Here is a 21384-nt window from a genome sequence, read left to right as displayed (position 1 = left end):
TCTTGTTCCTTCGCCGTTTCGCTTCCGTGGCGATCCCCCCGCGCACGGCATCCGCGCATCGTCCTTGAATTGTATCTGCGCCTCGCGAGGTTTTTTAACGATTCTGACGCGTTGGGAACCCAATGTTTTTTTGCGGGGCCATTGACTTGCCTTGTGCGACTGTTTATCTTGTAGGCAAGGTGGACGTCCCGCCTGGAATACATGCGGCAGGAACTCCAATAGGAGGGTTGCCGAAATAGACCCATCTCACCATAAGGGGCGCGCAGAGGCGCCACGCAAGACCTGCCACGTATAATTTCCCCGAGGGCGCCCGGTAGGTAGACCCCGGGAAGGGCCTTATGTATCCGGCCACAATACGAGACGGCAGGTCTTATTTTGGTCTTGCTTTCCGAATTCGTCCTTTTCCTTTCTTTTGTTTTCTGCCCATAATCCGCTTTGTTGCACCTTCCGCCCAGGCGCGAGCCCGGGATGCGGGGCTTGTTGCTGTGGCGTCTTGGCGGCGGATGGTGTACATCCATAGGCCAGCCGCAACCTCGTGAAACCCGGGGGGAATCCCGCCGCATGACCACCTTTTTGCACGCCGCAGACATCCACCTGGACAGCCCGCTCAGCGGCCTGTCGCGCTACGAGGGCGCGCCCGTGGACGAGGTGCGCGCGGCCACGCGCCGGGCGCTGGGCAACCTGGTGGACTACGCCCTGGCCGAGGCCGTGCCCCTGCTGGTCATCGCCGGGGATGTGTACGACGGCGACTGGCAGGATTTCCAGACCGGCCTGCATTTCGTGGCCCAGATGGCGCGCCTGGAGCGCGCGGGCGTGCGTGTGGTCATCGCGCGCGGCAACCACGACGCGGCCAGCGTCATGACCCGCTCCCTGCCCCTGCCGGGCAACGTCACGGTGCTCTCGGACGCCAAGGCCGAGAGCGTGGTCTTCGAGGATTTGGGCCTAGCCGTGCACGGCATGAGCTACCCCGTGCGCGAGGTGCGCGAGAACCTCGTGCCCGCCTATCCCGAGCCCATGCCCGATCTGTTCAACATCGGCCTTTTGCACACGGCCGTGTCCGGCGCGCCCGGGCACGAGCCCTACGCCCCCTGCCGGGTGGAGGAGCTCGCGGCCAAGGGCTATCAGTACTGGGCCCTGGGCCATGTGCACGAGCACAAGGTCCTGGCCGACGCGCCCCTGGTGGTCTTCAGCGGCTGCTTGCAGGGCCGCACCATCCGCGAGACCGGGCCCAAGGGCTGCGTGCGCGTGGACGTGAGTCCGGGGGGCGGGGCGGATATGGATTTCGTGCCCCTGGACGTGATGCGCTGGGCGCACCTGGACCTGGACGCCAGCGAGGCCCGCACCCCGGACCAGGTGGGCGAACTCTTCGCGCGGGCCTGCGCCGACGCCCTGGCCGATGCCGGGGGGCGGCCCCTGGCCGTGCGCGCAACCGTGCGCGGGCGAAGTGAGGCCCACGCCGCCCTGGTGCGCGACGAGGAGGCCTTCCGCGCGGACCTGCGGGCCCGGGCCGTGGCCCTGTCCGGCGGCTCGGCCTGGGTGGAGAAGGTGCTCATCCGCACGTCCCAGCCCGTGGACCGCGAGGCCCTGCGCGGCAGCGACACGCCCCAGGGCGACCTGCTGCGCTTCGTGGACGAGCTGGCCGCCGACCCCGGTGCCTTCGCCCAGGTCCGGCCGGACTTGGCCAAGCTGGCCACCGCCGTGGGCGAACTGCGCGACTCCGGGCTTGGGCTGCCAGACCTGGACGACGATGCCGTGCGCCGCGCGCTCCTGGAAGAAGTTTGCGAGCTGGTGCTGCCCCTGTTCGACGCCGGGGGGGATGGGGCATGAGGATCAAGCTCCTGCATCTGGCGGCCTTCGGCCCGTTCACGGACCAGCGCCTGGACTTCGGCGACGGCCGGGGCCTCGCCGTGGTGCGCGGCCGCAACGAGGCCGGCAAGACCTCGGCCCTGCGCGCCCTGACCCAGTTGTTCTATGGCATCTTCCACCAGTCCACGGACATGTTCCTGCACACCGAGGCCGGAGCCCTGGCCGTGCGCGGGGTGCTGGACTTCGACGGCGACGGGATACTGGACGTCACGCGCTACAAGCGCCGCAAGAACGACCTCGTGGACGCCTCGGGCGAGCCCGTGGCCCAGGAGCGCCTCGCGGCCCTCATGGGCGGGGTGGACAAGAAGACTTTCGAGCTGCTGTTCGGCATCGACCAGGAGCGCCTGGCCGGGGGCGGCGAGGAGTTGCTGCGCACGGGCGGGGCCCTGGGCGAGAGCCTGTTCTCCGCCGCCTCGGGGCTCAAGGGGCTGCGCGAGGTCACGCAGCGCCTGCACGCCGAGGCCGAGGCCCTGTACACGCCCCTGGGGCGCTCGGGCAAGCGCATCAGCTCGCTGATGGCCGAATACAAGGCCCTGCGCAAGGAGCAGAACCAGGCGGCCACCTCCACCACGCACTGGAAGGAATTGTCCCGCACGGTGGCGCGCCTGGACAGGGAGCGCGGCGAACTGCAGGGGCAGCTGGACGCCCTGGCCCGGGAACGGGCCCGGCTGGAGCGCCTGGCGGCGGCCGCCGCGCCCGCGCGGCGGGTGCGGGAGCTTGCGGAGGCCCTGGAAGGATTCAAGGACGCCGTGGTCCTGCCCGAGGACTTTTTTCGCCAGCGCCTGGAGGCCGAAAGCGGTCTGGACCAGGCCGGGCGCGAGGCCCGCGAGGCGCGCGCGGCCCTGGACGCGGCGCGCGGAGCCCTGGCGGGCCTGGGCGTGGACCGGGCCCTGGCCGACGCCGAGGAACTGGTCATGCGCCTGTACCGCGAGGCCGACACCCACGCCACGGCCCGGCGCGACGACCTGGGCCTGGCCCGGGAATCCCGGGTCCTGGCCGACGAGGCCCGCGCCCTGCTGGCCTCCCTGGGCCGGGGCGAAGACCTGGAGGCGGCCGCGGACCTGCAGCCCACCAGGGCCCATGCCGCGCGGCTGCGGGACCTGGCCTCGCGCCACGGGGTCCTGGAGGCGCGGGAGGCCGACGCCCGGGCCAAGGCCTCGGCCCTGGAGGCGGAGCTCGCGGCGGCCCTGCGCGAGGCGGAGCGGGCCCCTGCCGGAGCGGACGTGGCCGAGGTGGACGATATTCTGGAACGCGCGGCCCAGGGGGGCCTCGGCGCGCAGCTGGAGCAGTCCCGGGCGAACCTGGAGGCCGAGGCCAAGCGCGCGCGGGACGATCTGGCGCGCCTGGGCCTGTGGGGCGGGGAGATTGCGGACATGGCCGCCGTGGACGTGCCCTTGGAGGCGGCGGTGCTGGAGTTCGAGGCCCGCATGCGCGGCGCGGAAGGCGACCTGCACGACGCGCGCGAGGCCTCGGAGGCGGCGCGGGACGCCCGGGAGCAGGCCCGTTCGGACGTGGAAAGCAGCGCTGCCGCGGGGGCGGTGCCGTCCCTGGACGATTTGCGGGCGGCTCGCGGCCTGCGCGACCAGGGGTGGGCCCTCGCCAGGCGGGCCCTGGAGGGCGGCGAACCCGACCCCGGCGATCTGGAGGCCTATCTGGCCGGGCATGAGGGCGCGGCTCTGCCCCTGGCCCTGGACGCGGACATCCGCCGGGCCGACGGCGTGGCCGACGGCCTGTACCAGGGCGCGGACCGCGTGGCCCGGCGCATGCAGGCCGAGACAGCCCTGGCGCGGGAGGAGCGGCGCGTGGCCGCCGCAGGCGAACGCGAGGCCAGGGCCCGGGCCGCGTTGGAAGAGATTTCCGCGCAGTGGCGCGAGCTGTGGCGGCCCGCTGGCGTCGCGCCCCGCACCCCGGCGGAGATGCGCTCCTGGCTGTCCGGATGGACGGACCTGCGCCGCCGCCTGGCCGAGCAGGACAAGGCGCGCGGCGACATCGAGGCCCTGCGGGCCCGGTCCGAGGCCCTGGCCGGAGCCCTGGCCGAGGCCTTGCGCCGCATGGGCGAGGACCCGGGGCAGGACGGGCTGGAATCCCTGTTGGCCCAGGCGCGGGCCGCGCGCAAGCGCCACGCGGACCTGCGCGCCCGGGCCGAGGAGCGTTCCCGCAAGGCGGCGGACGTGGCCGCGCAATTGGACGCGGCCCGATCCGAAGCGGACCGCGCGGGCCGGGAACTCAAGGCCTGGGCGGAACAGTGGGCCCCGTGCGTGGAGCCCCTGGGGCTCGCTCCCGGGGCCCTGCCCAGCGAAGCCCTGGCCGTGCTGGACGCCCTGGGCGAGCTGGCCGTGGCCCTGGACAAGAAGCGCACCCTGGATCACCGCCGCGCGGGCATCGAGGAGAATTTCGCGGCCTACGCCCAGGCCGTGGCCCAGGCCGTGGAGCGTTTGGCTCCGGACCTGGCCGGGGCCGAGCCCGAGGCCGCCGTGAACGGGCTGCACGAGCGCCTGCTGCAAGCCCGCGAGGACGCGCGGGAGCACCGCCGCCTGGAAGCCGAGGCGGAACGGCTGGCCGCCGCCGTGGAGAGCGCCGAATCCCGCGCGGCGGGATTTGCCGATGTGCTGGTGCGGCTGTGCTCCGAGGCCGGATGTCCCGGCGCCGAGGGCCTGGCCGGGGCCGAGCGGCGGGGCCGCGAGCGCGCGGCCCTGGAGGCCGAGCTGGCCCAGGCCAGGGACGACGTGGCCCGGCAAACCGCCGGTGAGGACATGGCGGCCTTCTCCGCCGAGGCCCGGGACCTGGATTCGGACCAGGCCGCTGCGGACATGGCCCGCCTGGACGCGGAGCTGACCGAGCTTTCCCGGCGGCGCGACGCCTTGAACCAGGACCTGGGCGCGGCCCGGCGCGACGTGCAGGCCCTGGACGGCTCGTCCCGCGCAGCAGAACTGGCCCAGCGGGCCCAGGGAACGGCTGCGGACATCCAGGACGGCCTGGACCGCTACGTGCGTCTCAAGCTGGCGGAGCAGGTCGTGGTGCGAGAGGTGGAGCGCTACCGCAAGGCCAACCAGGGCCCGGTGCTGACCCTGGGCGGCGAGATTTTCGCGGGCCTGACCCTGGGCTCCTTCGCCGGGCTGGAGGCTGATTTCGACGCCCAGGGCGACCCGGTGATCAAGGGCCTGCGCCCCTCGGGCGAGCGTCTGGAGGTGGGGGCCATGAGCGAGGGCACGCGCGACCAGCTGTACCTGGCGCTGCGCCTGGCCGGGCTGCATCGCAGGCTCGAGGCCAGCCCGCCCATGCCCTTCGTGGTGGACGACATCCTGGTGAACTTCGACGACGGCCGCGCCCGCGCGGCCCTCTCGGCTCTGGCGGATCTGGCCCGCCGGACCCAGGTGGTGTTCTTCACCCACCACGACCATCTGGCGGACCTGGCGGCCCAGGCCGTGCCCGCCGACGTCCTGCGCACCCTGTCCCTGGACTGAAAACAGGTTCTTGCAACAGGCTGAAATCTTGTCGGTCCTGTCTATGTCATATGGTGATTGACGATTAGCTTCCAAATCAAAAAGCAGGGGAGGACCCATGCCCTACATCGTTCCCGAACGCCGCGCGGCCTTTGACGAGCATCTGGAGCGCCTGGCCGCCGAGGTCCAGGGCCAGGGGGAGATGAACTACTGCATCTACAAGCTGGCCAGCCTGGTCATCGCGCGCATCGGCGAGTCCTACGACAAGCTGTCCATGTGCTCCTCGGCCATGGAGCACGCCAAGCTGGAGTGGTACCGCAAGCGCCTGTCGCCCTACGAGGACGTCAAGATCAAGGAGAACGGGGGCATCTAGCCTCCCCGGCCGCTCTCAAAAACAACCCGGGCCCCGCATCCGATGGATGCGGGGCCCGGGGCTATATGGTCGACGGCGCGGGCTCGGCCCGTCCGGTCGTTGCTTCGCCATCGCGCTGGCCGTGGGCTAGATTTTCTTGATCTCCGTGTACCACCCCGCGGCCTGCTCCATGAGCTTGTTCACCCGGCTGACCATGGCGTGGGGGTCGTTCAGGTAGCCGTCCATGAGCAGGGCGGATTCGTACAACTGCTCCACGGTGCGCGCCAGGAACGCGTCCTTGGGGTCGGCCTTGTGGATGCGCAGCAGGTTGCGCACCATGGGATGGTCGCGGTTCAGTTCCATGACCCGCACGGGCGGGGTGGTGTCCTTGGTCATGATCTGCAGGTATTTCTGCATCTGCGAGGACATGGCCCCGTCGGGCGTGACCAGGCAGGCCGGGCTGTCCTTGAGGCGCGCCGAGGCGCGCACGTCCTCCACGCGCTCGCCGAGAATCTCCTTCACATCCGCGAGCATGGCCTCGAAGGCGTCCAGGTCCTCCTGGGGCAGTTCCTCGGGCGCGTCGGCGTCCTTGTCCTCGGGCTCGAACTGCTCCAGTTCCTTGAGGTCCGCCTTTTCCGCGGCCACCAGGTCGAAGTCCTTGTACTTGCCCAGGGCGTCCATGATGAACTCGTCGATGGGTTCGTAGAGGTAAAGCACCTCCACCCCGCGCCGGGCGAAGATCTCCAGGTGCGGGTTCAGGCGCACGGCCTCGCGGCTGGGGCCGGAGATGTAGTAGACGGCCTTCTGGCCCTCCTTCATGCGCCCCGCGTATTCGGCCAGGGAGGTCAGGCCGTCGGCGTCCTCGTCCGCCGAGGAGTTGAAGCGCACCAGCTCCGCGAATTTCTCGCGGTTCATGAAGTCCGAGTAGCCCAGCTTGAAGACCTTGTGGTGGTTCTTCCAGAGCTTGGCGTAGGCTTCCTTGTCCTCGGCCAGCTTTTCCATCTGGGACAGGATCTGCTTGCTGACCGTGGACTTGATCTTGCCCACCAGGAGGTTCTCCTGGAGGGTCTCGCGCGAGAGGTTCAGCGGCAGGTCCTCGGTGTCCACCAGCCCGCGCACGAAGCCCAGGTATTGCGGGATGAGTTCCTTGTGGCGGCGGTCGATGAGCACGCGGCGCACGTACAGATCCAGGCCGTAGTTCTCGGGGTCGTCGAAGAAGTTGCCCGAGGGCGTGTCCGGGATGAACAATAGCCCCGTGAACTGTACGGGCGCGTCCACGGCGATGTGCAGGTGGGCCAGGGGCTCCTTCGAATCGTAGGTCAGGAACTTGTAGAATTCGTCGTACTGTTCCTTGGTGATCTTGAACTTGGGCTCGCGCCACAGGGCCTGGGTGGTGTTCACCCGCTCGCCGCCCACCAGGATGGGGAAGCTCAGGAAATTGGAATGGGTGCGCACGATCTGGCGCAGGCGGGCCTCGTCGGCGAATTCCTTGGCCTCGTCCTTCAAGCGGATTTCGATGCGCGTGCCGCGCGGGGCCTCGCCTTCGGCCTCCTCCATGGTGTAGCTGCCCGCGCCCTGCGAGACCCAGGACATGGCCGGCTCGCCGGGCCTGGCCGAGCGCGTGGTGATGGCCACCTCGTCGGCCACCATGAACACGGAATAGAAACCCACGCCGAAGCGGCCGATGATGGTGTCCGGGTTTTCGCCGGAATCCTTGGCCTCGCGCATGAAGTCCGCGGAGCCCGAGTGGGCGATGGTGCCGATGTTGGCCACCAGCTCGTCGGCGGTCATGCCCACGCCCGTGTCCTCGATGACCACGGTCCCGGCGTCCTTGTCCGCGCTGATGCGGATTTCCAGGGACGCTTCGGGGTCGGCCACCTCCTGGCCCCCGGCGGTCATGAAGCGCAGCTTGTCCAGGGCGTCGGACGCGTTGGACACCAGCTCGCGCAGGAAGATTTCGCGGTTGGTGTAGATGGAGTTGGTGATGATGTCGAGGAGCTGGGTGATCTCGGCCTTGAACTGGCGTTTGCTTTTCTTGGTTGCCATGTGATGTGTTCCTCCGTGCTTATGAAACAAAGCAGGCTGCCCCGCAGCCCGTACGTGTCGATTCGACTGGGGAAGAGATAATCCGCCCTGGGCGGCAGTCAAGAGGGTGCGGGGACAGGAGAATCGGAAAAACGCGAAAAGCCTAGTCCCCCGGGGACGAGGCCGAACCGGCCGGGGCCGTGGCCAGGGAATCCGGGCCCGGCGCAGGCGCAACGAAGGTCATGCCCCCGAGCTTGTGCAGGAGCACGCCGTCCGGCCGCACCAGCTCCGGCAGCTCGTCGCCCGGGGCCAGGGAGGTGACGACCACCGCGCCGATGAGGCGGCGGCCCTCGCGGCCGCGGATCATGGTCTTCAGGCCCCAGGTGGCGTGCAGGATCACCGGCTCGCCGTCGCGCAGCCCCAGGTAGACCATGATGTGCCCGGGCTTCCAGATGAGCGTCAGCCAGGGGCGCGCCGCGTCCGCGATGAGCTGGGCCTTGGCCGCGTCCGCAAGGCCTTTGAAGGACACGAAGTCGCCGCTTTTGGATTGCTTCGTGGAGTTGCGCGGTAGGTTCAGGCCGAAGGCCGCGTAGATGTCCATGACCAGGGCCGAGCAGTCGCGGTGGCCGTACATGCCGCCCCAGCCGTAGGGCTGGCCCATGAGGGCGTCGGCCAGGCGGGCGAAGTTGGCGGGGGAGGGCGAAAGGGGGAAAAGGTCCGCCGCGCCGGAGGGCACCGTGGTGCTGCGCAGCCGGGCCCGGCCCATGTCGTCGCGCACGGCCATGAGCGCCTGGGACCCGCCGTCCTCCTGGCCGATGAGGGGCAGGAGCATGCCCACGCGGCCCTGGAAGCGGTAGAGGCCGAAGTCGTCGGCCAGGGGCACGCGGTCCTGTGTGAAGGTCAGGTATCGCCCGGTCTCGAATGCGGCCATGAAGTCCTCGTCCACCAGGGCGATGTCCTGGATGGGTATCCAGCCGTAGGAGAAGCGCGATTCGCACAGGGCCCAGGCCCCGTCGCTTGAGAGGTGGGACACGTACAGGGGCGTCTGGGCCCAGACCTGGGAGTTTTGCAGATAGTCGAAGGGGTAGCCCTCGCCGGGCAGGGACGGGCGCTTGAACAGGGGCCTGTCCGTGGGCAGCTCGCGCATGGACGTACCGCGCACGGTGATGGCGTGCAGCCCCGAGTTTGGGTAGCCCGCCAGGTCGCAGTTTTTCCGCAGTTCCGCCAGGCGCGGCGCGGACAGGTGCGCCAGGTTCTCCTCCACGTAGCGCGTGAGGCGGGGCCGGTCGAGAAAGGCGAAGACCTTGTCCGGCCCGTACGCGGGCGCGGTCCGCAGCCAGGGCGCGAAGTGCGCGCCCTGGAATTCCCGGGCCAGGGCCTCGGCCTGCTCGCAGGGGATCAGAGGCGTGTCGGCCGTGGCCGGGTCCACGTAGGCGGCGACCCGCTGGGGCAGGCGCACGAGGTCGTCCAGGGCCCCCTGGGAAGGCTTGGTGGCGGCGCACCCGGCGGCCAGCAGCGCGACGGCCAAAACGGCCAGCAGCGTGAGGATGCGCCGCGCGGCGCACAGGGCGCGTGTGGTGACGGCTTGCATAGCCCGGAAGGTACTTCGCCGCGAGGCCGAAGGCAAGCCGCCCCTTGCTGGCGAAAGATATGGAGTTTATACCTCGGCCATGAGCTACGCCGAATCCGTCAGCGACACCATCGCGGCCGTGGCCACGCCCCCGGGCAGCGGGGGGGTGGGCATCGTGCGCGTCAGCGGGCCCGGGGCCCTGGGCGTGGCGGACCTGCTGTTCACGTCCGCGCGCCCGGACTTCACGCGCCTGCGCCCCTATCGCCTGCACCACGGCCACGTGCACGGCGTGGACGGCGGCGTGCTGGACGAGGTCCTGGCGGCCTACATGCCCGGCCCGGGCTCCTACACGGGCGAGGACGTGCTGGAGTTCAACTGCCACGGCGGGCCGGCCGTGCTGCGCGAGGTGCTCGCCGCCGTGCTGGCGGCCGGGGCGCGCCCGGCGGCGCCGGGCGAGTTCACCTACCGGGCCTTCCGCAACGGCCGCCTGGATTTGACCCAGGCCGAGGCCGTGGCCGAGGCCATCGCCGCGCCCACGCGCGCCGGGCTGACCCTGGCCCAGGCCAAGCTCGCGGGCGGCCTGGGCGTGTTGGTGGACGCCCTGCGCGCGCAGCTGGGGGATTTGCGCGCCCAGCTTTGCGTGGCCGTGGATTTTCCCGAGGACGAGGTGGAATGCCTGGCCCCGGAGGAACTGGCCGCGGGTGCGGCCGAGGTGCGCGCGGCCCTGGCCGGGCTGCTCGCCGGATACCGCCGGGGCCGTTGCTGGCGCGAGGGCGCGGTGGCCGTGCTGGCCGGGCGGGTCAACGCGGGCAAGTCCAGCCTGATGAACGCGCTGCTCGGCCGCGAGCGGGCCATCGTCACCGACGTGCCCGGCACCACCCGCGACTACATCGAGGAGGCCGTGGACCTCGACGGCCTGCCCGTGCGTCTGGTGGACACCGCCGGGCTGCGCGAGACCGATGACGCGGTGGAGCGCGCCGGGCTGGAGCGTTCGCGCCTGCTCACGGACCAGGCCGACCTGGTGCTGCTGGTGCTGGACCACACCCGGCGCACGGCCCCGGAGGACGTGGCCCTGGCCCAGCGCCTGGGCCCGGGCAAGGTGCTGGCCGTGGCCAGCAAGATGGACCTGGCCTCCGGTCCCTTGGACGGGGCCTACGTGCAGGGCGTGCGCTGGTTCAGGGACGCGGGCTTCGAGACCGTGGAGGTTTCGGCCAGGACCGGGCAGGGCCTGCCGCGGCTCTGCCGCCGCATGCGCGAGCGCATCGTGGGCGGCGGGGCCGAGCCCGACCCCGGGGAGATCGTGCCCAACCTGCGCCAGTCCCAGGCCCTGGAGGGGGCCACGGCGGAACTCGCGGCCCTGGAGGAGGACCTGGGCGCGGGCGTGCCCTACGACCTCCTGGGCGTGCGCCTGGAGACGGCCTGCGCCCTGCTTTCGGAGATTACCGGGGACATCGCCCCGGCCGACGTGCTGGACGCCGTGTTCGGCCGCTTCTGCATCGGCAAGTAGAGTCCGAAATCCTCAGATTTCCACGATGCGCGGGGCCTGCGACTTGCGCGGATAATGCACCGTGAGCTGGACGTCCGGCGCCACCACGGCCTTGGTGTTGGCCTGCAAAAAGGCCATCACGTCCCGCTCCAGGACGTCCAGGCCCTTGGGTTCGGTGACGCAGAACAATTCCCCCCAGTTGGTGCAGTAGACCAGGGTCGCGTCCAGGAGCTCCTTGCGCTCGCGGTCCGCCAGGAAGTTTACGCACACCAGGGCCCGGGTCATCTCCTCGTCGCGCAGGGTCTCCTCGATCTCCGGCTCCAGCACCGCCTTGGGCGGGAACTGCTCCAGGACGGCGTCCAGGAGCGTGCGCAGGTCCGGCGTGGAGATGGGGGCCTGGAGGTTCGCGCCCCTGAGGGTCATGCCCCCGGTGTACAGGTGGTTGGCCACCAGCCAGACCAGGAGCGTCACGGGGTGCTTCTCCCTGTGCAGCTCCTCGGGGGGGAGTTTGCCGCCGCCCGAGGGGTTGCCCGAGACCAGCCAGGTGCGGGCCGTGCCCGCCCGGCCCTCGCAGAGCACTTCCAGGCCCGAGAACAGGGCCCCGGGCCGCTCCAGGAAGGGCACGTGCATGACCTTCTGGGGCCGGGGCCGGAAGTGGCCGAATATCTTGCGCCCCAGGCGGGTCAGGTCCTGGCCCGTGATGTGCGCGTCGCCTTCCAGCCCGGCCACGCCCTTGCTGATGCTGTCGTAGGTGGAGAACATGAAGCGGGTGACCATCTGCCCCAGATCGTGCAGTTGGGCGAAGGTCCGTCGGCCGTCGCCCCTGCCCGGCACGGGCGGGCCCCCGGGCTGCGCGTCCGCGCTGTAGGGGAAGAAGTATTCCAGCCAGCTGTAGCCGCGCATGTCCACCTGGCGGCCGCTGGTGCGCGCCTGGGCGGAGTAGCCGGTCTTCTGCTCGAAGGCCATGCGCATCAGCGTTTGGGCGTCCGCGTTGCCCGCGCCCGCGTAGTGGGCCTCCACCTCGCGGAAGAGCACGGCGTAGGGATCCAGGCTCCAGAAATCCGCGCGCCCGGCCTGCATGCATTTCTTGATGCGGTTGCAGAGCAGCGCGTCCCCGTCGCCGCCGGCCAGGTACTTGTCCAGCACCGCGAACTTCATGATGGACTTGAAGGGGCTCTTCAGGGCCTTGACGATCTGCCACAGCGAGGCCCCGAAGAATTCCTCGCGCGGGATGGGCGTCATGGCCCCCAGGTCCACCACCATTTCCCCTTCCTGGCGGCGGGCGATGCGTTCCAGGGCCTTGGCGTAGGCCGCCTTGGACAGCCCCGGCGGGGTCAGCCACCAGGCCAGTTCGCGTCCGGCCAGGAGCACGGCCGTGCGGTAGAATTCCTCCTTGAGCAGCAGGGCCTGGCTGGACCCGGCGCTCTCCTTGTCGCTGAACCCGAAATTGTTTTCGCGGACCTTGCCCAGGTCCATGACGAAGAAGTGCAGCTCCATGCCGTGTTCGGCCTCGGCCCAGCGTTCCAGGGCCGCGAGCTTGTCCCGCAGGGCCTCGACCTGCTGCGGGTCCGTGGCCCCGGCGTCGAAGCAGACCCACATGTCCAGGTCGGAGCCCTTGGTCTGGGCGATGCTGCCCACGCTGCCGATGGAATAGAAGGCCTCCACGCGCACCCCGGCCTGGCCGCCGGGATCGGCGGATTCTCCGAAATGGGCCGCGAGGTCCTTGGCGGCCGTGTACCCGGGCGCGTAGCCCGGGATCACGCAGGGGGCCGCGGGCCGCGTCTCCCCGCCGTCGCGCAGGGCCGGGGCTTGCACCAGGCCGGGCAGCATGCCCAGGACCTTGCCGCGCTCCGGGCCGAGCTTGGCCCGGCACCATTCCAGGCGGCGGAGGTTGGCGGCCAGGGCCCTGCGGCGGCGGCGCAGGAGGTCGCGCCCGAAGAGCCAGGATTCGGCCACGGCCGTCATCAGGAGCAGGCCGTCCTCCGAGGCCAGGGCGGCCGGGACCTGCGCAGGGCGCTCCTGGGCCGCCACCCGCGCGGCCAGGGAGTCCACGCTGCGCTCCGCCTGGCGCAGCAGGCCGGGGTCGTCCCCGGACAGGCCGGACACGGCGCAGTCCCGGTACACGCAGCCCTGGGACCGGGCGTTGGCCACCCGCGAATCGCGGATGAAGACCCGCGCGAACAGGCAGTCCTCGAACTCCATGCCGTCCAGGGACGCGCCCACCAGGGACGCGTGGGAAAAATCCACCCGCCGGAACAGGCAGGAGGCGAGCGCCGCCCCCTCCAGGCGCGCGCCCCAGAGGGAGCCCTGCTCCCATTTGCAGGCCGTGAGGCGCAGGCCCTCGGTGGGGGCCGCGTCCAGGTGGGTGCGCGTGAGGGCGCAGTGCGAGAAGGCGACCTCCTGCAGCAGGGCCCCGGAAAAGCGGCAGCCCGTGAAGGTGCAGTCCTCGAAGGACACGCCCTTCATCCTGGCGGAGGAGAAATCCAGGTCCGCCAGGCGGCAGCCCGTGAATTGCACACCAGCGAAGGCACAGCCCGAAAAGTCCAGGGCGCCCAGGGTGCAGTCCGTGAACGTATTCTTGGAAAAGGAAAGGCCCCGCGCGTCCCCGGACTTGAGGATCGCGCCCTTGAGATCCTTGCCCTGGCCCAGGGCCTTGAGGGCCGAGCGGGCCTCGTCCTCGACCTTGGTTTCGCCGCCGATGGCGCGCTTGACCCGGCCCAGGAGCGACGGGGAGCCGTCCTTGGGCTTTCGCGGCGGCGCAGGCGGGGCCGGGGTGTAGGCGGGCTGGAGCTCGGCGCGCTTGCGGCCCTTGACCAGCTCGGCCGCCGCCTTGGCCGCCGGGCCCTTGGCCGCCCCCAGGCGCGCCTTGACGTGCTCCGGGTCCACGCGCGCGATCACGTCCAGAATGCCCGCCAGGGCGGCGGGCCGCTCCTTGGCGGGCAGGGCCTTGGCGAAGAGCCTGAATTCCCGCGCCGAAAGACCCGGGCACAGGCCCAGGACCCCGGAGCGGGCCTCGGGGGTCCTGGCGAAGAGCGAGGCCAGGGCCTGGGGGGCCTGGGGCGAGCCCAGGCGGATCAGGGCCCCGGCCGCGGCCAGGCGCACGCGCGGGTCCTTGTGCTTGAAGAACAGCAGCGCGGCCTTGGTGATGCGGCCGCCGGGGTCGTCCCAGCCCGGGCTGACCAGGCCGAACAGGGCGGGAATCTCCGGCGTGCGGGCGAATTTCAGGAGCCTGAGCAGCTTTCCCTGCAACGGCGGCCAGTACAGGCGCGAGGCCGTGGCCGCCATGTAGGCGGCCTGCTCCGCGTCCAGCTCCAGGGCCAGGAGCTCCTGCAGCCAGAACCCGAAGCGCCCGTGCAGCAGCTCGCGCTGCACGGCGAAGGCCGGGAATTCGTCCGCCTTGGCCAGGGCGTCCAAAAAGACCAGGACCTCCTCGGGGTCCTCGCCCTGCAGGCCGTGCACGGTCTCGGCGGCCCAGGCCGCCTGCTTGGTGTCCTCGCCCCGGGGGCGGGACAGGTAGCGGTTGATCACGGCCAACAGCACATGGCCGGGCAGGGATAGCAGGATCTGCTTCAGCTTGGGGTCCTGCAGGGTGCCCGCGTCCAGGAAGGACGCGGCCAGGATTTCGCCCATGGGCCCCATCCCGGTCAGGGCCTGCAGGGCCTTCTTGACCAGGGCGTTGTCCGAGGACGCGGCCGCGGTCTCGGCCAGCACGTGGGCCGCGCGTGACAGGGCGAGGGCCGTGTCCGCGTCCCCTTCCCCCGCTTCGGGCAGGAAGGCCAGGGTCTGGTCCAGGAGTTCGCCCAGGACGTCCATGATGTCCGAGGGCAGGTGCAGGGACCGCCAGAGTTGGTCCAGCACCGGGGGCAGGGGAGAGGATTGGGCCTTTGACGCCACTGTTCGTTCCTTGATGAAGTCGGGCCCGGCCTCAGGCGCCAAGCATGGCCTCCGCATAGTAGGCTATGTTCCGGCTGGGGCTCAAGTAGGAAAACACCTCGCGCGGAAGTTCCTCGGGCCGAAGGGTTTCCGTGATCTGCAGGTCCTCTTCCCTGTCCATGTCCACCAGCAGCGCCTCGTTCTTGGGTATCTCGGGGTGGTACATGAGTACGCTGGGCCGCGTGGGATTGGCGGGGTTCAGGGTGGTGACCATGCCGTACTGCCCGTTGGAGAGCTTGACCACCGTGCCCGGGGGGAAGACGCCCATGTTGCGGATGAACACGGCCAGGATGCGCGGGTCCAGCTTGGCGCGCATGCCCGCGTAAAGCCGTTTCAGGGCCAGGTGGGGCGTGAGGGACTTGCCCGCCTGGCGCTCGTTGATGAGCGTGTCGTAGGCGTTGACCACGGCCACCACCCGCGACAGGGGGGAGATGGCGTCGCCGGACAGGCCCTTGGGATAGCCGCTGCCGTCCAGGCTTTCGTGGTGCTCCAGGACCACGCGCGTAGCCAGGGCCGGGAAACGGGAGAAGTCCGCCACCAGGCGCGCGCCGATGATGGGGTGCTCCTTGTAGTACTTGGCCGCGGCCTTGTTCATGCTCGTGGAGCTGACCTTGTCCACGGCCTGCATGGGCACGCGGCCTTTGCCGATGTCGTGGAACAGCGCGCCCAGGCCCAGGGCGTGCATCACCTCGCTCTTGAGCTTCAGGGCCTTGCCCACCATCATGGACAGCACCGTGACGTTCAGGGCGTGGTAGTTCTTGGCCTCCTCGCTGGGCTTGGAGCTCATGAGGTTGATCATGGTGTCGCGTTCGGACAGAAAGGTCTGGACCAGGGAGTCCACCAGTTGCGAGGCCTCCTCGGCGGCCTCGGAGGAGCGGCCCGAGGCCCGGCGCAGGATGGTGACCACGCTGCTCATGGCGGTGTCGTAGGTGCGCTCCACCTTGCGGAAGCGCTGGCGGCGTCCCTTATTGCGTTCGATGGTCTCGCGCTTGAGGCCCAACAGCTGCACGGACACCGGGGTCTTGCCCTGGTGGGCGTCCGGGGCCTCGGCGGCGGGCTGGCCCGCTGTTTCGCCCGCACCGCCCCGGCCGCCCGCGCGGTCCCCGGCGCGCTCGCGCGGGGGCAGGGGCATGCGGTCGGATTTCTCCAGCACGCAGACCACGTGCTCCAGGCCCAGGCCCTGGATGGCCCGGATCTGTTTTTCGGTCTTGATCTTGAAGGCGTTCTTGCGGAAGGGGTTCTTGTCCGCCTCGATGTCCAGGCGCACGAACAGGCCCACGGCGAGCTGCTGGATCTGGATTGGGTATTCCGTATCGGCCATGTCTGGTCCCCGGGGGCCCCTCGTCTGTGCGCGATTGTCGTGGAATTGCGGACTATGGACTGAACTACGATGCCGCAGAAGCCGTGTCAACACGGTCCGCTTCGGGCGCGGCGCGGCCTTCCGCCCCGGCCACGTGGCGCTCGTAGGATTCGCCCCAGTCGCACAGGGCCCCCACCACGGGGATCACGCTCCGGCCCAGGGGGGTCAGGGAATACTCCACCTTGGGCGGCACCTGGGCGTAGACCTTGCGGTGCAGCAGGCCGTCGGCCTCCAGCTCGCGCAGCTGCCGGGTGAGCATCTTCTGGGTGATGGTGGGCATGGAGCGCTTGAGCTCGCCGAAGCGCTGGGTGCCGTCGCGGCCCAGGCGCCAGAGGATGATGGGTTTCCACTTGCCGCCGATGACGGCCAGGGTCAGTTCCATGGTGCAGTAGTATTCCTTGTCGCCGCAGCGTTTGAGTTCGCAGCTCATGCGGGCCTCCGGGCCGGTGTCGGTTGATGGTTTCCTGTTTGATACTACAGGGCCGGAAGGTGCCTACTTGCCTTTCGGGAAGTACTGGATACTATGCGGGACAGAAATCGGCAACCAGCTACAAGGAGAGGAAAAATGGACGCATTGGAAGCCATCCACACGCGCAGAAGCATCCGCAAGTTCACGGGCGGGCCCGTGAGCGGCGAGCAGATGGAGACCCTGCTCCGGGCGGCCATGGCCGCGCCCAGCGCCGGCAACGCCCAGCCCTGGCAGTTCGTGGTTCTCACGGACCGGGCGGTGATGGACAAGGTCCCGAATTTCCACCAGTACGCGGCCATGATCCGCGAGGCCTCGGCCGCCGTCCTGGTCTGCGGCGACCTGAGCCTGGAGAAATACCCGGGCTTCTGGGTCCAGGATTGCGCGGCGGCGGTGCAAAACCTGCTCCTGGCCGCGCGGGCCATGGGCCTGGGCGCGGTGTGGACGGGCATCTATCCGGACGAGGCGCGGGTCCAGGGCGCGCGCGAGCTGTTCGGCCTGCCCGGGAACGTCGTGCCCTTGGCGCTCATCCCCGTCGGCCCCACGGAGCAGCCGTCCACGGCCAAGGACCGCTATCGCCCCGAGCGGGTGCACGCCAACCGCTGGGAGGGCTGAACATGAGCCAGGTCACCGTTGTGGCGCGCAACATCGCGCGCCCCGGGGAACTGCCCGTGATCCTGGCGGCCCTCGCGCCCCTGGTGGCGGCCACCAGGGCCGAGGAGGGCTGCCTGGAGTACGTGCCCCACGTCAGGCCCGAGGCTCCCGACGAGATGTGCTTCGTGGAGAAGTGGGCCTCCCGCGAGGCCCTTGAAAAACATCTCGCCTCGGAGCATATTGCCACCTTCCGTTCCATCACCGGCCCCCTGCTCCTGTCTTCCGACGTCACCGTCTGGGAGGCCTGCGGGGCGTAGGCCGCAAGCCAAAGGAATCCGCATGTCCAAGCTTTTCGACCCCCTGCGCATCGGTCCTCTGGAACTTCCGAACCGCTTCCTGCGTTCGGCCACCTGGGAAGGCATGGCCGAGATCGACGGCTCAAGCACCACCGGCCTGGACGCGCTCATGGCCAAGCTGGCCAAGGGCGGGGTGGGCCTGATCATCACGGGCCACGCCTACGTCTCCCCGGAAGGCCAGGGCAGCCCCAGGCAGCTGGGCATCCACGACGACGCCATGATCCCGGGCCTCAAGCGCATGACCGGGCGCACCCACGAGGCGGGCGGGCTGATCTGTTGCCAGCTGGCCCACGGGGGCATGCGCGCTCTGGAGAAGGTCACGGGCCTCCGGCCCCTGGGCCCGTCCGGCTCGGACGCCTACGGTAACGAGCGGTCCTGCCGCGCCATGGACGCCGGGGACATCGAGGGCGTGGTGCGGGCCTTCGGCCTGGCCGCGGCCCGGGCCAGGGAGGCCGGGTTCGACGCCGTGCAGCTGCACGCGGCCCACGGCTACCTGATCTCGCAGTTCCTGTCCGGGATATTCAACCTGCGCGAGGACGAATACGGTGGCGCGCGCGAGAACCGCGAGCGCCTGCTCATGGAGATCTACGCGGCCGTGCGCGAAGCCGCGGGCCCGGACTTCCCCGTGCTGGTGAAGATCAACGCCCACGACTACATGTTCGACAAGTTCAAGACCGTCACGCCCTACGACGCCGAGGACATGGTCTCGGCCTGTTCGCGCCTGGCCGAGGCGGGCGTGGACGCGGTGGAGCTGTCCGGCGGCACGCCGGATTCGCGGCGGCACGTGCCCATCCGCATGGGCATGATCAAGCCCGAGGAGGAGGGCTATCACCGCCTGGGCGCGAAAATGTACAAGAAGAGCGGCCTGACCCCGCCCCTGGCCCTGGTGGGCGGCATCCGCTCCTTCGAGCGGGCCGAGGCCTTTGTGGACGAGGGCGTCTGCGACCTCGTTTCCCTCTCCAGGCCGCTGATCCGCGAGCCGGGCCTGGTCAAGCGCTGGCAGGAGGGCGACCGCGCCAAGGCCGAGTGCATGTCCGACAACCTCTGCTTCAAGCCCGCCGTCAAGGGCGAGGGCCTGTACTGCGTGCTGCGCAAGAAGCAGGCGGCCAACGCCAAGAAGCAGTAAACTTACTCAGAGTTTGACACCAAGCGCCCGGCGTCCCCGTATTGGGGGCGCCGGGCGTTTTTGTCGGGCATGGCCGGATAGAGGACCCGTCGCTGTGCGCTTCGGGCGAAGGGGAATCCCGTCGGCTTAGAAGCTTCCGGGCCGAGTCGAATTGTCGGTTTGCGCTTCAAAGAGCGGATCGAAGATGCCTCCGAGCAGTCCGTTGGCGAGGGCCAGCAGGTTCAGGGCGATGAGAGAGGGGATGTTGCAAATGAAGTGAACCATGTCCGATAACTCCTGAGATGATGCGTCCGGGGCGGAAAGCGCCCCGCAGTTCCCGTGTACTAATTTTCACATGCAATGGCAACCCTGCAACAGGTGTTGGCTGATTGCAGAATTATTTCTGTTAAATCAATATGTTGTTTTTCAGATAGGTCGGACGGGCGCCCGGGCGCGGACAAAAAATTGTAAGAAAATTATTTCGTTGAAAAACAAAGTGTTAGAATAATAGTGAAACGATTGGGTGCCTAAGGGTGGTGAACGGCTTATGTGAATCGATTCACATGAGCCGTGAAAAAAGAGGCCGCGCCTTGCGGGGCGCGGCCTCGTCGGAATCAGGACAGGAGTTCCAGGTCCACTTCCAGGCGGGCCAGGTTGACGTCGAAAAGCTGCACCTTGACGGTCTGCCCCAGGTGGAAGCGGCGGCCCGTGCGTTCGCCCACGATCTCCTGGCGCTGGGTCACGAAGCGGTAATAGTCGTCGTCCAGGGTGGACAGGCGCACCATGCCCTCGGCCATGACCTCGTTGAGCTCCACCCAGAAGCCGTATTCCGCGACCCCGTTGACCACGCCCGTGTATTCCTCGCCCACCTTGTCCTCCAGGAAGAGGATGGTCAGGCGCTTCAATATCTCGCGCTCGGCCTCCATGGCCACGCGCTCCCGGGCGCTCATGTGCTCGCAGATGCTCTTCAGGGTGGCGGGCTTGGGCCGGGGCGAGTTCTCCAGGCCCAGGGCGGACTTCAGCGAGCGGTGCACGATGAGGTCCGCGTAGCGCCTGATGGGCGAGGTGAAGTGGCAGTAGCAGTCCGACGCCAGGCCGAAGTGGCCCTCGTTCACCGGGTGGTAGATGGCCTGCATCATGGAGCGCAGCACCAGCCGCCCGGCCATGAACTCCATGTTCGTGCCCTGGGCCGCGGTGAGCAGGTCCTGCAGGTCCGAGGGGCTGATGGCGCCCTTGGGCGGCTGGCCCTTGGCCACGCCCGCGCGGGACAGGATGTCCCACACTCCCTTGAGCTTTTCCGCGTCCGGGCTGGGGTGGATGCGGTAGGGGCAGGGCAGGTTCAGGTCCGTGAGCCGCCGGGCCACGGCCTCGTTGGCCGCGATCATGAACTCCTCGACGATCTGGTGGGCGAAGGTGCGCGGCCGGGGCTGGATGTCCGTGGTCTCGCCGTAAATGTTGAAGCGGATCTCCGGCTCGGGCAGGTCGAAGTCCAGGCTGCCCCGGCGCGTGCGCATGGCGTTGAGCACCCGGGCGCAGGCCTCGGCCTCGCGCAGCATGGCCATGAGCTCCGGCCCGATGGCCTTCTGTTCGGCTTGGTCGTCCTTTTCCAGGGCCCGGTGCACCTGCATGTAGGTCAGGCGGGCGTGGCTCTTGATGACCGCGGCGTAGAACTTCTCGTCGCGCACCTCGCCCTGCGGGCCCACCACCACCTCGGCCACCATGGCCAGGCGCGGCACGTCCGGGTTCAGGCTGCACAGGCCGTTGGACAGGGCCTCGGGGAACATGGGCTCCACGGACTGAGGGAAATAGTAGGAGTTGGCCCGTTTCTGGGCCTCCTTGTCCAGGGCGCAGCCCGGGCGCACGTAGTGCGAGACGTCGGCGATGGCCACGGTGAGCCGCCAGTTCGCGCCCTCGCGGGCCACGTGCACGGCGTCGTCGAAGTCCCGGGCCTTGGCCCCGTCGATGGTCACCAGGGGCAGGTCGCGCAGGTCCGTGCGCCCGGCGAAGTCGGCCTCGGCGGGCATCTCGGGCAGGGCCCCGGCCTCGTGCAGGGCGTCGTTGGGGAAGATGCCGGGCACGCCGTGGGCGGCCTTGACCAGCTGCTCCTGCACGGCCACGTCGTTCTCCTGGCCCAGGATGCGGGTGGCCTTGCCCGCCCAGAGCTTGTTGTCCAGTTTGTCCCCGGGCTCCACGTAGAGGATGTCGCCGTCCGCCGGGGGCTCGGCGAGGTCGGCGGTGTCGGCCACCATGTTGAAGGCCAGGCGCGGGTCCGTGGGCCGGGAGAGGTACAGGCCAGGGCCCAGCTTGCGCTCCACGCGCACGGGCAGGGACTTGCGCACGCGCTCCAGCACGCGCACCACGCGGCCCTCGGGGCTCATCTCCTTGCCCTGCCTGCGCGGGGCGGGCATCACGGCGGCCACCACCTTGTCCCCGTGCCAGGCGTCGCCGAAGTTGCGGCGGTTGACGAAGACGTCCTTGCGGCGCTTGTCCTCGGGGATGATGAAGCCCACGCCCGAGCGCTTCTGGATTTCCAGCACGCCCGTGACCATGCTCATGCTCTCGGTGAGGCCGAAGGCCCCGCCCCGGGTGTTGATGATCTTGCCGTCGTCCATGAGGACCTTGAGAGCGGCCTTGAGGTCGCGCTTGCCGGCTTTTCCCGCCGCCAGGGCGGAAAGTATCTCGTTGCGGCGCATGGGCCGGGCGGCCTGTTTCAGGGCGGCCAGCACCGTGCGCGGGTTCACGCCCGCGGGTGCGTCTTTCTTCATTTTCTTGCGTGCCATTTTTGGCTCCAATTGAAATTGTTCTTGCGTGTGTCGGCGTCATGATAC

At 69.5% G+C, this 21384-nt stretch carries 14 protein-coding genes; 7 read left to right on the top strand and 7 right to left on the bottom strand.

Going from position 1 to position 21384, the window contains the following annotated elements:
* Positions 1 to 561: 561 nt before the first annotated feature.
* The 3 genes from ACYYG1_RS03830 (at position 562) to ACYYG1_RS03820 (ending at position 5682) form a co-directional block, all read left to right on the top strand.
* The gene (locus ACYYG1_RS03830; protein WP_461208953.1) at positions 562 to 1827 is read left to right on the top strand and encodes a metallophosphoesterase; all 1266 of its coding nucleotides are present in this window, start codon (positions 562 to 564) and stop codon (positions 1825 to 1827) included.
* Entirely contained in the window at positions 1824 to 5330 is a 3507-nt protein-coding gene (locus tag ACYYG1_RS03825; RefSeq protein WP_461208952.1) for an AAA family ATPase, read from the top strand. The genes ACYYG1_RS03830 and ACYYG1_RS03825 overlap by 4 nt, the downstream gene beginning before the upstream one ends.
* Positions 5331 to 5427: 97 nt before the next feature.
* Positions 5428 to 5682: a DUF6899 family protein gene (locus tag ACYYG1_RS03820; protein ID WP_461208951.1), complete on the top strand. Its 255-nt coding sequence runs from the start codon at positions 5428 to 5430 to the stop codon at positions 5680 to 5682.
* Positions 5683 to 5808: 126 nt separating this feature from the next.
* Here the strand turns inward: ACYYG1_RS03820 and htpG are convergent, their stop codons facing one another.
* Both htpG and ACYYG1_RS03810 read right to left on the bottom strand, forming a co-directional pair.
* Positions 5809 to 7707 carry a molecular chaperone HtpG gene (gene htpG, locus ACYYG1_RS03815; protein WP_461208950.1) on the bottom strand — a complete coding sequence of 633 codons (1899 nt, stop codon included), beginning with the start codon at positions 7705 to 7707 and terminating at the stop codon, positions 5809 to 5811.
* 142 nt (positions 7708 to 7849) lie between these two features.
* The gene (locus ACYYG1_RS03810; RefSeq protein WP_461208949.1) at positions 7850 to 9277 is read right to left on the bottom strand and encodes an SH3 domain-containing protein; all 1428 of its coding nucleotides are present in this window, start codon (positions 9275 to 9277) and stop codon (positions 7850 to 7852) included.
* A 79-nt stretch (positions 9278 to 9356) separates the two neighbouring features.
* Between ACYYG1_RS03810 and mnmE the strand changes: the two genes are divergently transcribed.
* On the top strand, positions 9357 to 10763 hold the full coding sequence (mnmE, locus tag ACYYG1_RS03805; protein WP_461208948.1) for a tRNA uridine-5-carboxymethylaminomethyl(34) synthesis GTPase MnmE: 1407 nt from the start codon (positions 9357 to 9359) through the stop codon (positions 10761 to 10763).
* A 12-nt stretch (positions 10764 to 10775) separates the two neighbouring features.
* Here mnmE and ACYYG1_RS03800 read toward each other — a convergent pair whose 3' ends face one another.
* The 3 genes from ACYYG1_RS03800 to ACYYG1_RS03790 all read right to left on the bottom strand — a co-directional run bounded on the left by ACYYG1_RS03800 (position 10776) and on the right by ACYYG1_RS03790 (position 16465).
* Positions 10776 to 14636, bottom strand: a complete 3861-nt coding sequence (locus ACYYG1_RS03800) for a class I adenylate cyclase domain-containing protein (RefSeq protein ID WP_461208947.1) — start codon at positions 14634 to 14636, stop codon at positions 10776 to 10778.
* A 31-nt stretch (positions 14637 to 14667) separates the two neighbouring features.
* Positions 14668 to 15996 (bottom strand): cyclic di-GMP phosphodiesterase, encoded by a 1329-nt coding sequence (locus ACYYG1_RS03795; RefSeq protein ID WP_461208946.1) that lies wholly within the window; start codon positions 15994 to 15996, stop codon positions 14668 to 14670.
* Between the two features lie 64 nt (positions 15997 to 16060).
* Positions 16061 to 16465 (bottom strand): winged helix-turn-helix transcriptional regulator, encoded by a 405-nt coding sequence (locus tag ACYYG1_RS03790; protein ID WP_461208945.1) that lies wholly within the window; start codon positions 16463 to 16465, stop codon positions 16061 to 16063.
* A gap of 135 nt (positions 16466 to 16600) precedes the next feature.
* On the opposite strand from ACYYG1_RS03790, the gene ACYYG1_RS03785 reads away from it, so the two are divergent.
* From ACYYG1_RS03785 to ACYYG1_RS03775, 3 genes are read left to right on the top strand one after another with little or no spacing between them, the layout of a single operon-like run.
* A complete protein-coding gene (locus ACYYG1_RS03785) occupies positions 16601 to 17116 on the top strand; it encodes a nitroreductase family protein (protein ID WP_461208944.1) in 516 nt (171 codons plus the stop codon).
* A gap of 2 nt (positions 17117 to 17118) precedes the next feature.
* Positions 17119 to 17412 carry a putative quinol monooxygenase gene (locus tag ACYYG1_RS03780; protein ID WP_461208943.1) on the top strand — a complete coding sequence of 98 codons (294 nt, stop codon included), beginning with the start codon at positions 17119 to 17121 and terminating at the stop codon, positions 17410 to 17412.
* 22 nt (positions 17413 to 17434) lie between these two features.
* Positions 17435 to 18577, top strand: a complete 1143-nt coding sequence (locus ACYYG1_RS03775; RefSeq protein ID WP_461208942.1) for an NADH:flavin oxidoreductase — start codon at positions 17435 to 17437, stop codon at positions 18575 to 18577.
* Positions 18578 to 18703: 126 nt separating this feature from the next.
* Here the strand turns inward: ACYYG1_RS03775 and ACYYG1_RS03770 are convergent, their stop codons facing one another.
* Positions 18704 to 18841 (bottom strand): hypothetical protein, encoded by a 138-nt coding sequence (locus tag ACYYG1_RS03770; RefSeq protein ID WP_461208941.1) that lies wholly within the window; start codon positions 18839 to 18841, stop codon positions 18704 to 18706.
* Positions 18842 to 19170: 329 nt separating this feature from the next.
* Positions 19171 to 21336, bottom strand: a complete 2166-nt coding sequence (rnr, locus tag ACYYG1_RS03765) for a ribonuclease R (RefSeq protein WP_461208940.1) — start codon at positions 21334 to 21336, stop codon at positions 19171 to 19173.
* Between the last annotated feature and the right edge of the window lie 48 nt (positions 21337 to 21384).

Source organism: Desulfocurvus sp. DL1XJH-121, from assembly GCF_054819825.1.
The sequence above is the reverse complement of the archived record's forward strand: the minus strand, read 5'-3'. Positions and strand labels throughout refer to the sequence as shown.

Bases quoted from the DNA above. Each gene is read 5' to 3' on its own strand.
- ACYYG1_RS03830 (WP_461208953.1), top strand. From the start codon at position 562: ATGACCACCTTTTTGCACGCCGCAGACATCCACCTGGACAGCCCGCTC.
- ACYYG1_RS03825 (WP_461208952.1), top strand. From the start codon at position 1,824: ATGAGGATCAAGCTCCTGCATCTGGCGGCCTTCGGCCCGTTCACGGAC.
- ACYYG1_RS03820 (WP_461208951.1), top strand. From the start codon at position 5,428: ATGCCCTACATCGTTCCCGAACGCCGCGCGGCCTTTGACGAGCATCTG.
- htpG (WP_461208950.1), bottom strand. From the start codon at position 7,707: ATGGCAACCAAGAAAAGCAAACGCCAGTTCAAGGCCGAGATCACCCAG.
- ACYYG1_RS03810 (WP_461208949.1), bottom strand. From the start codon at position 9,277: ATGCAAGCCGTCACCACACGCGCCCTGTGCGCCGCGCGGCGCATCCTC.
- mnmE (WP_461208948.1), top strand. From the start codon at position 9,357: ATGAGCTACGCCGAATCCGTCAGCGACACCATCGCGGCCGTGGCCACG.
- ACYYG1_RS03795 (WP_461208946.1), bottom strand. From the start codon at position 15,996: ATGGCCGATACGGAATACCCAATCCAGATCCAGCAGCTCGCCGTGGGC.
- ACYYG1_RS03790 (WP_461208945.1), bottom strand. From the start codon at position 16,465: ATGAGCTGCGAACTCAAACGCTGCGGCGACAAGGAATACTACTGCACC.
- ACYYG1_RS03785 (WP_461208944.1), top strand. From the start codon at position 16,601: ATGGACGCATTGGAAGCCATCCACACGCGCAGAAGCATCCGCAAGTTC.
- ACYYG1_RS03780 (WP_461208943.1), top strand. From the start codon at position 17,119: ATGAGCCAGGTCACCGTTGTGGCGCGCAACATCGCGCGCCCCGGGGAA.
- ACYYG1_RS03775 (WP_461208942.1), top strand. From the start codon at position 17,435: ATGTCCAAGCTTTTCGACCCCCTGCGCATCGGTCCTCTGGAACTTCCG.
- ACYYG1_RS03770 (WP_461208941.1), bottom strand. From the start codon at position 18,841: ATGGTTCACTTCATTTGCAACATCCCCTCTCTCATCGCCCTGAACCTG.
- rnr (WP_461208940.1), bottom strand. From the start codon at position 21,336: ATGGCACGCAAGAAAATGAAGAAAGACGCACCCGCGGGCGTGAACCCG.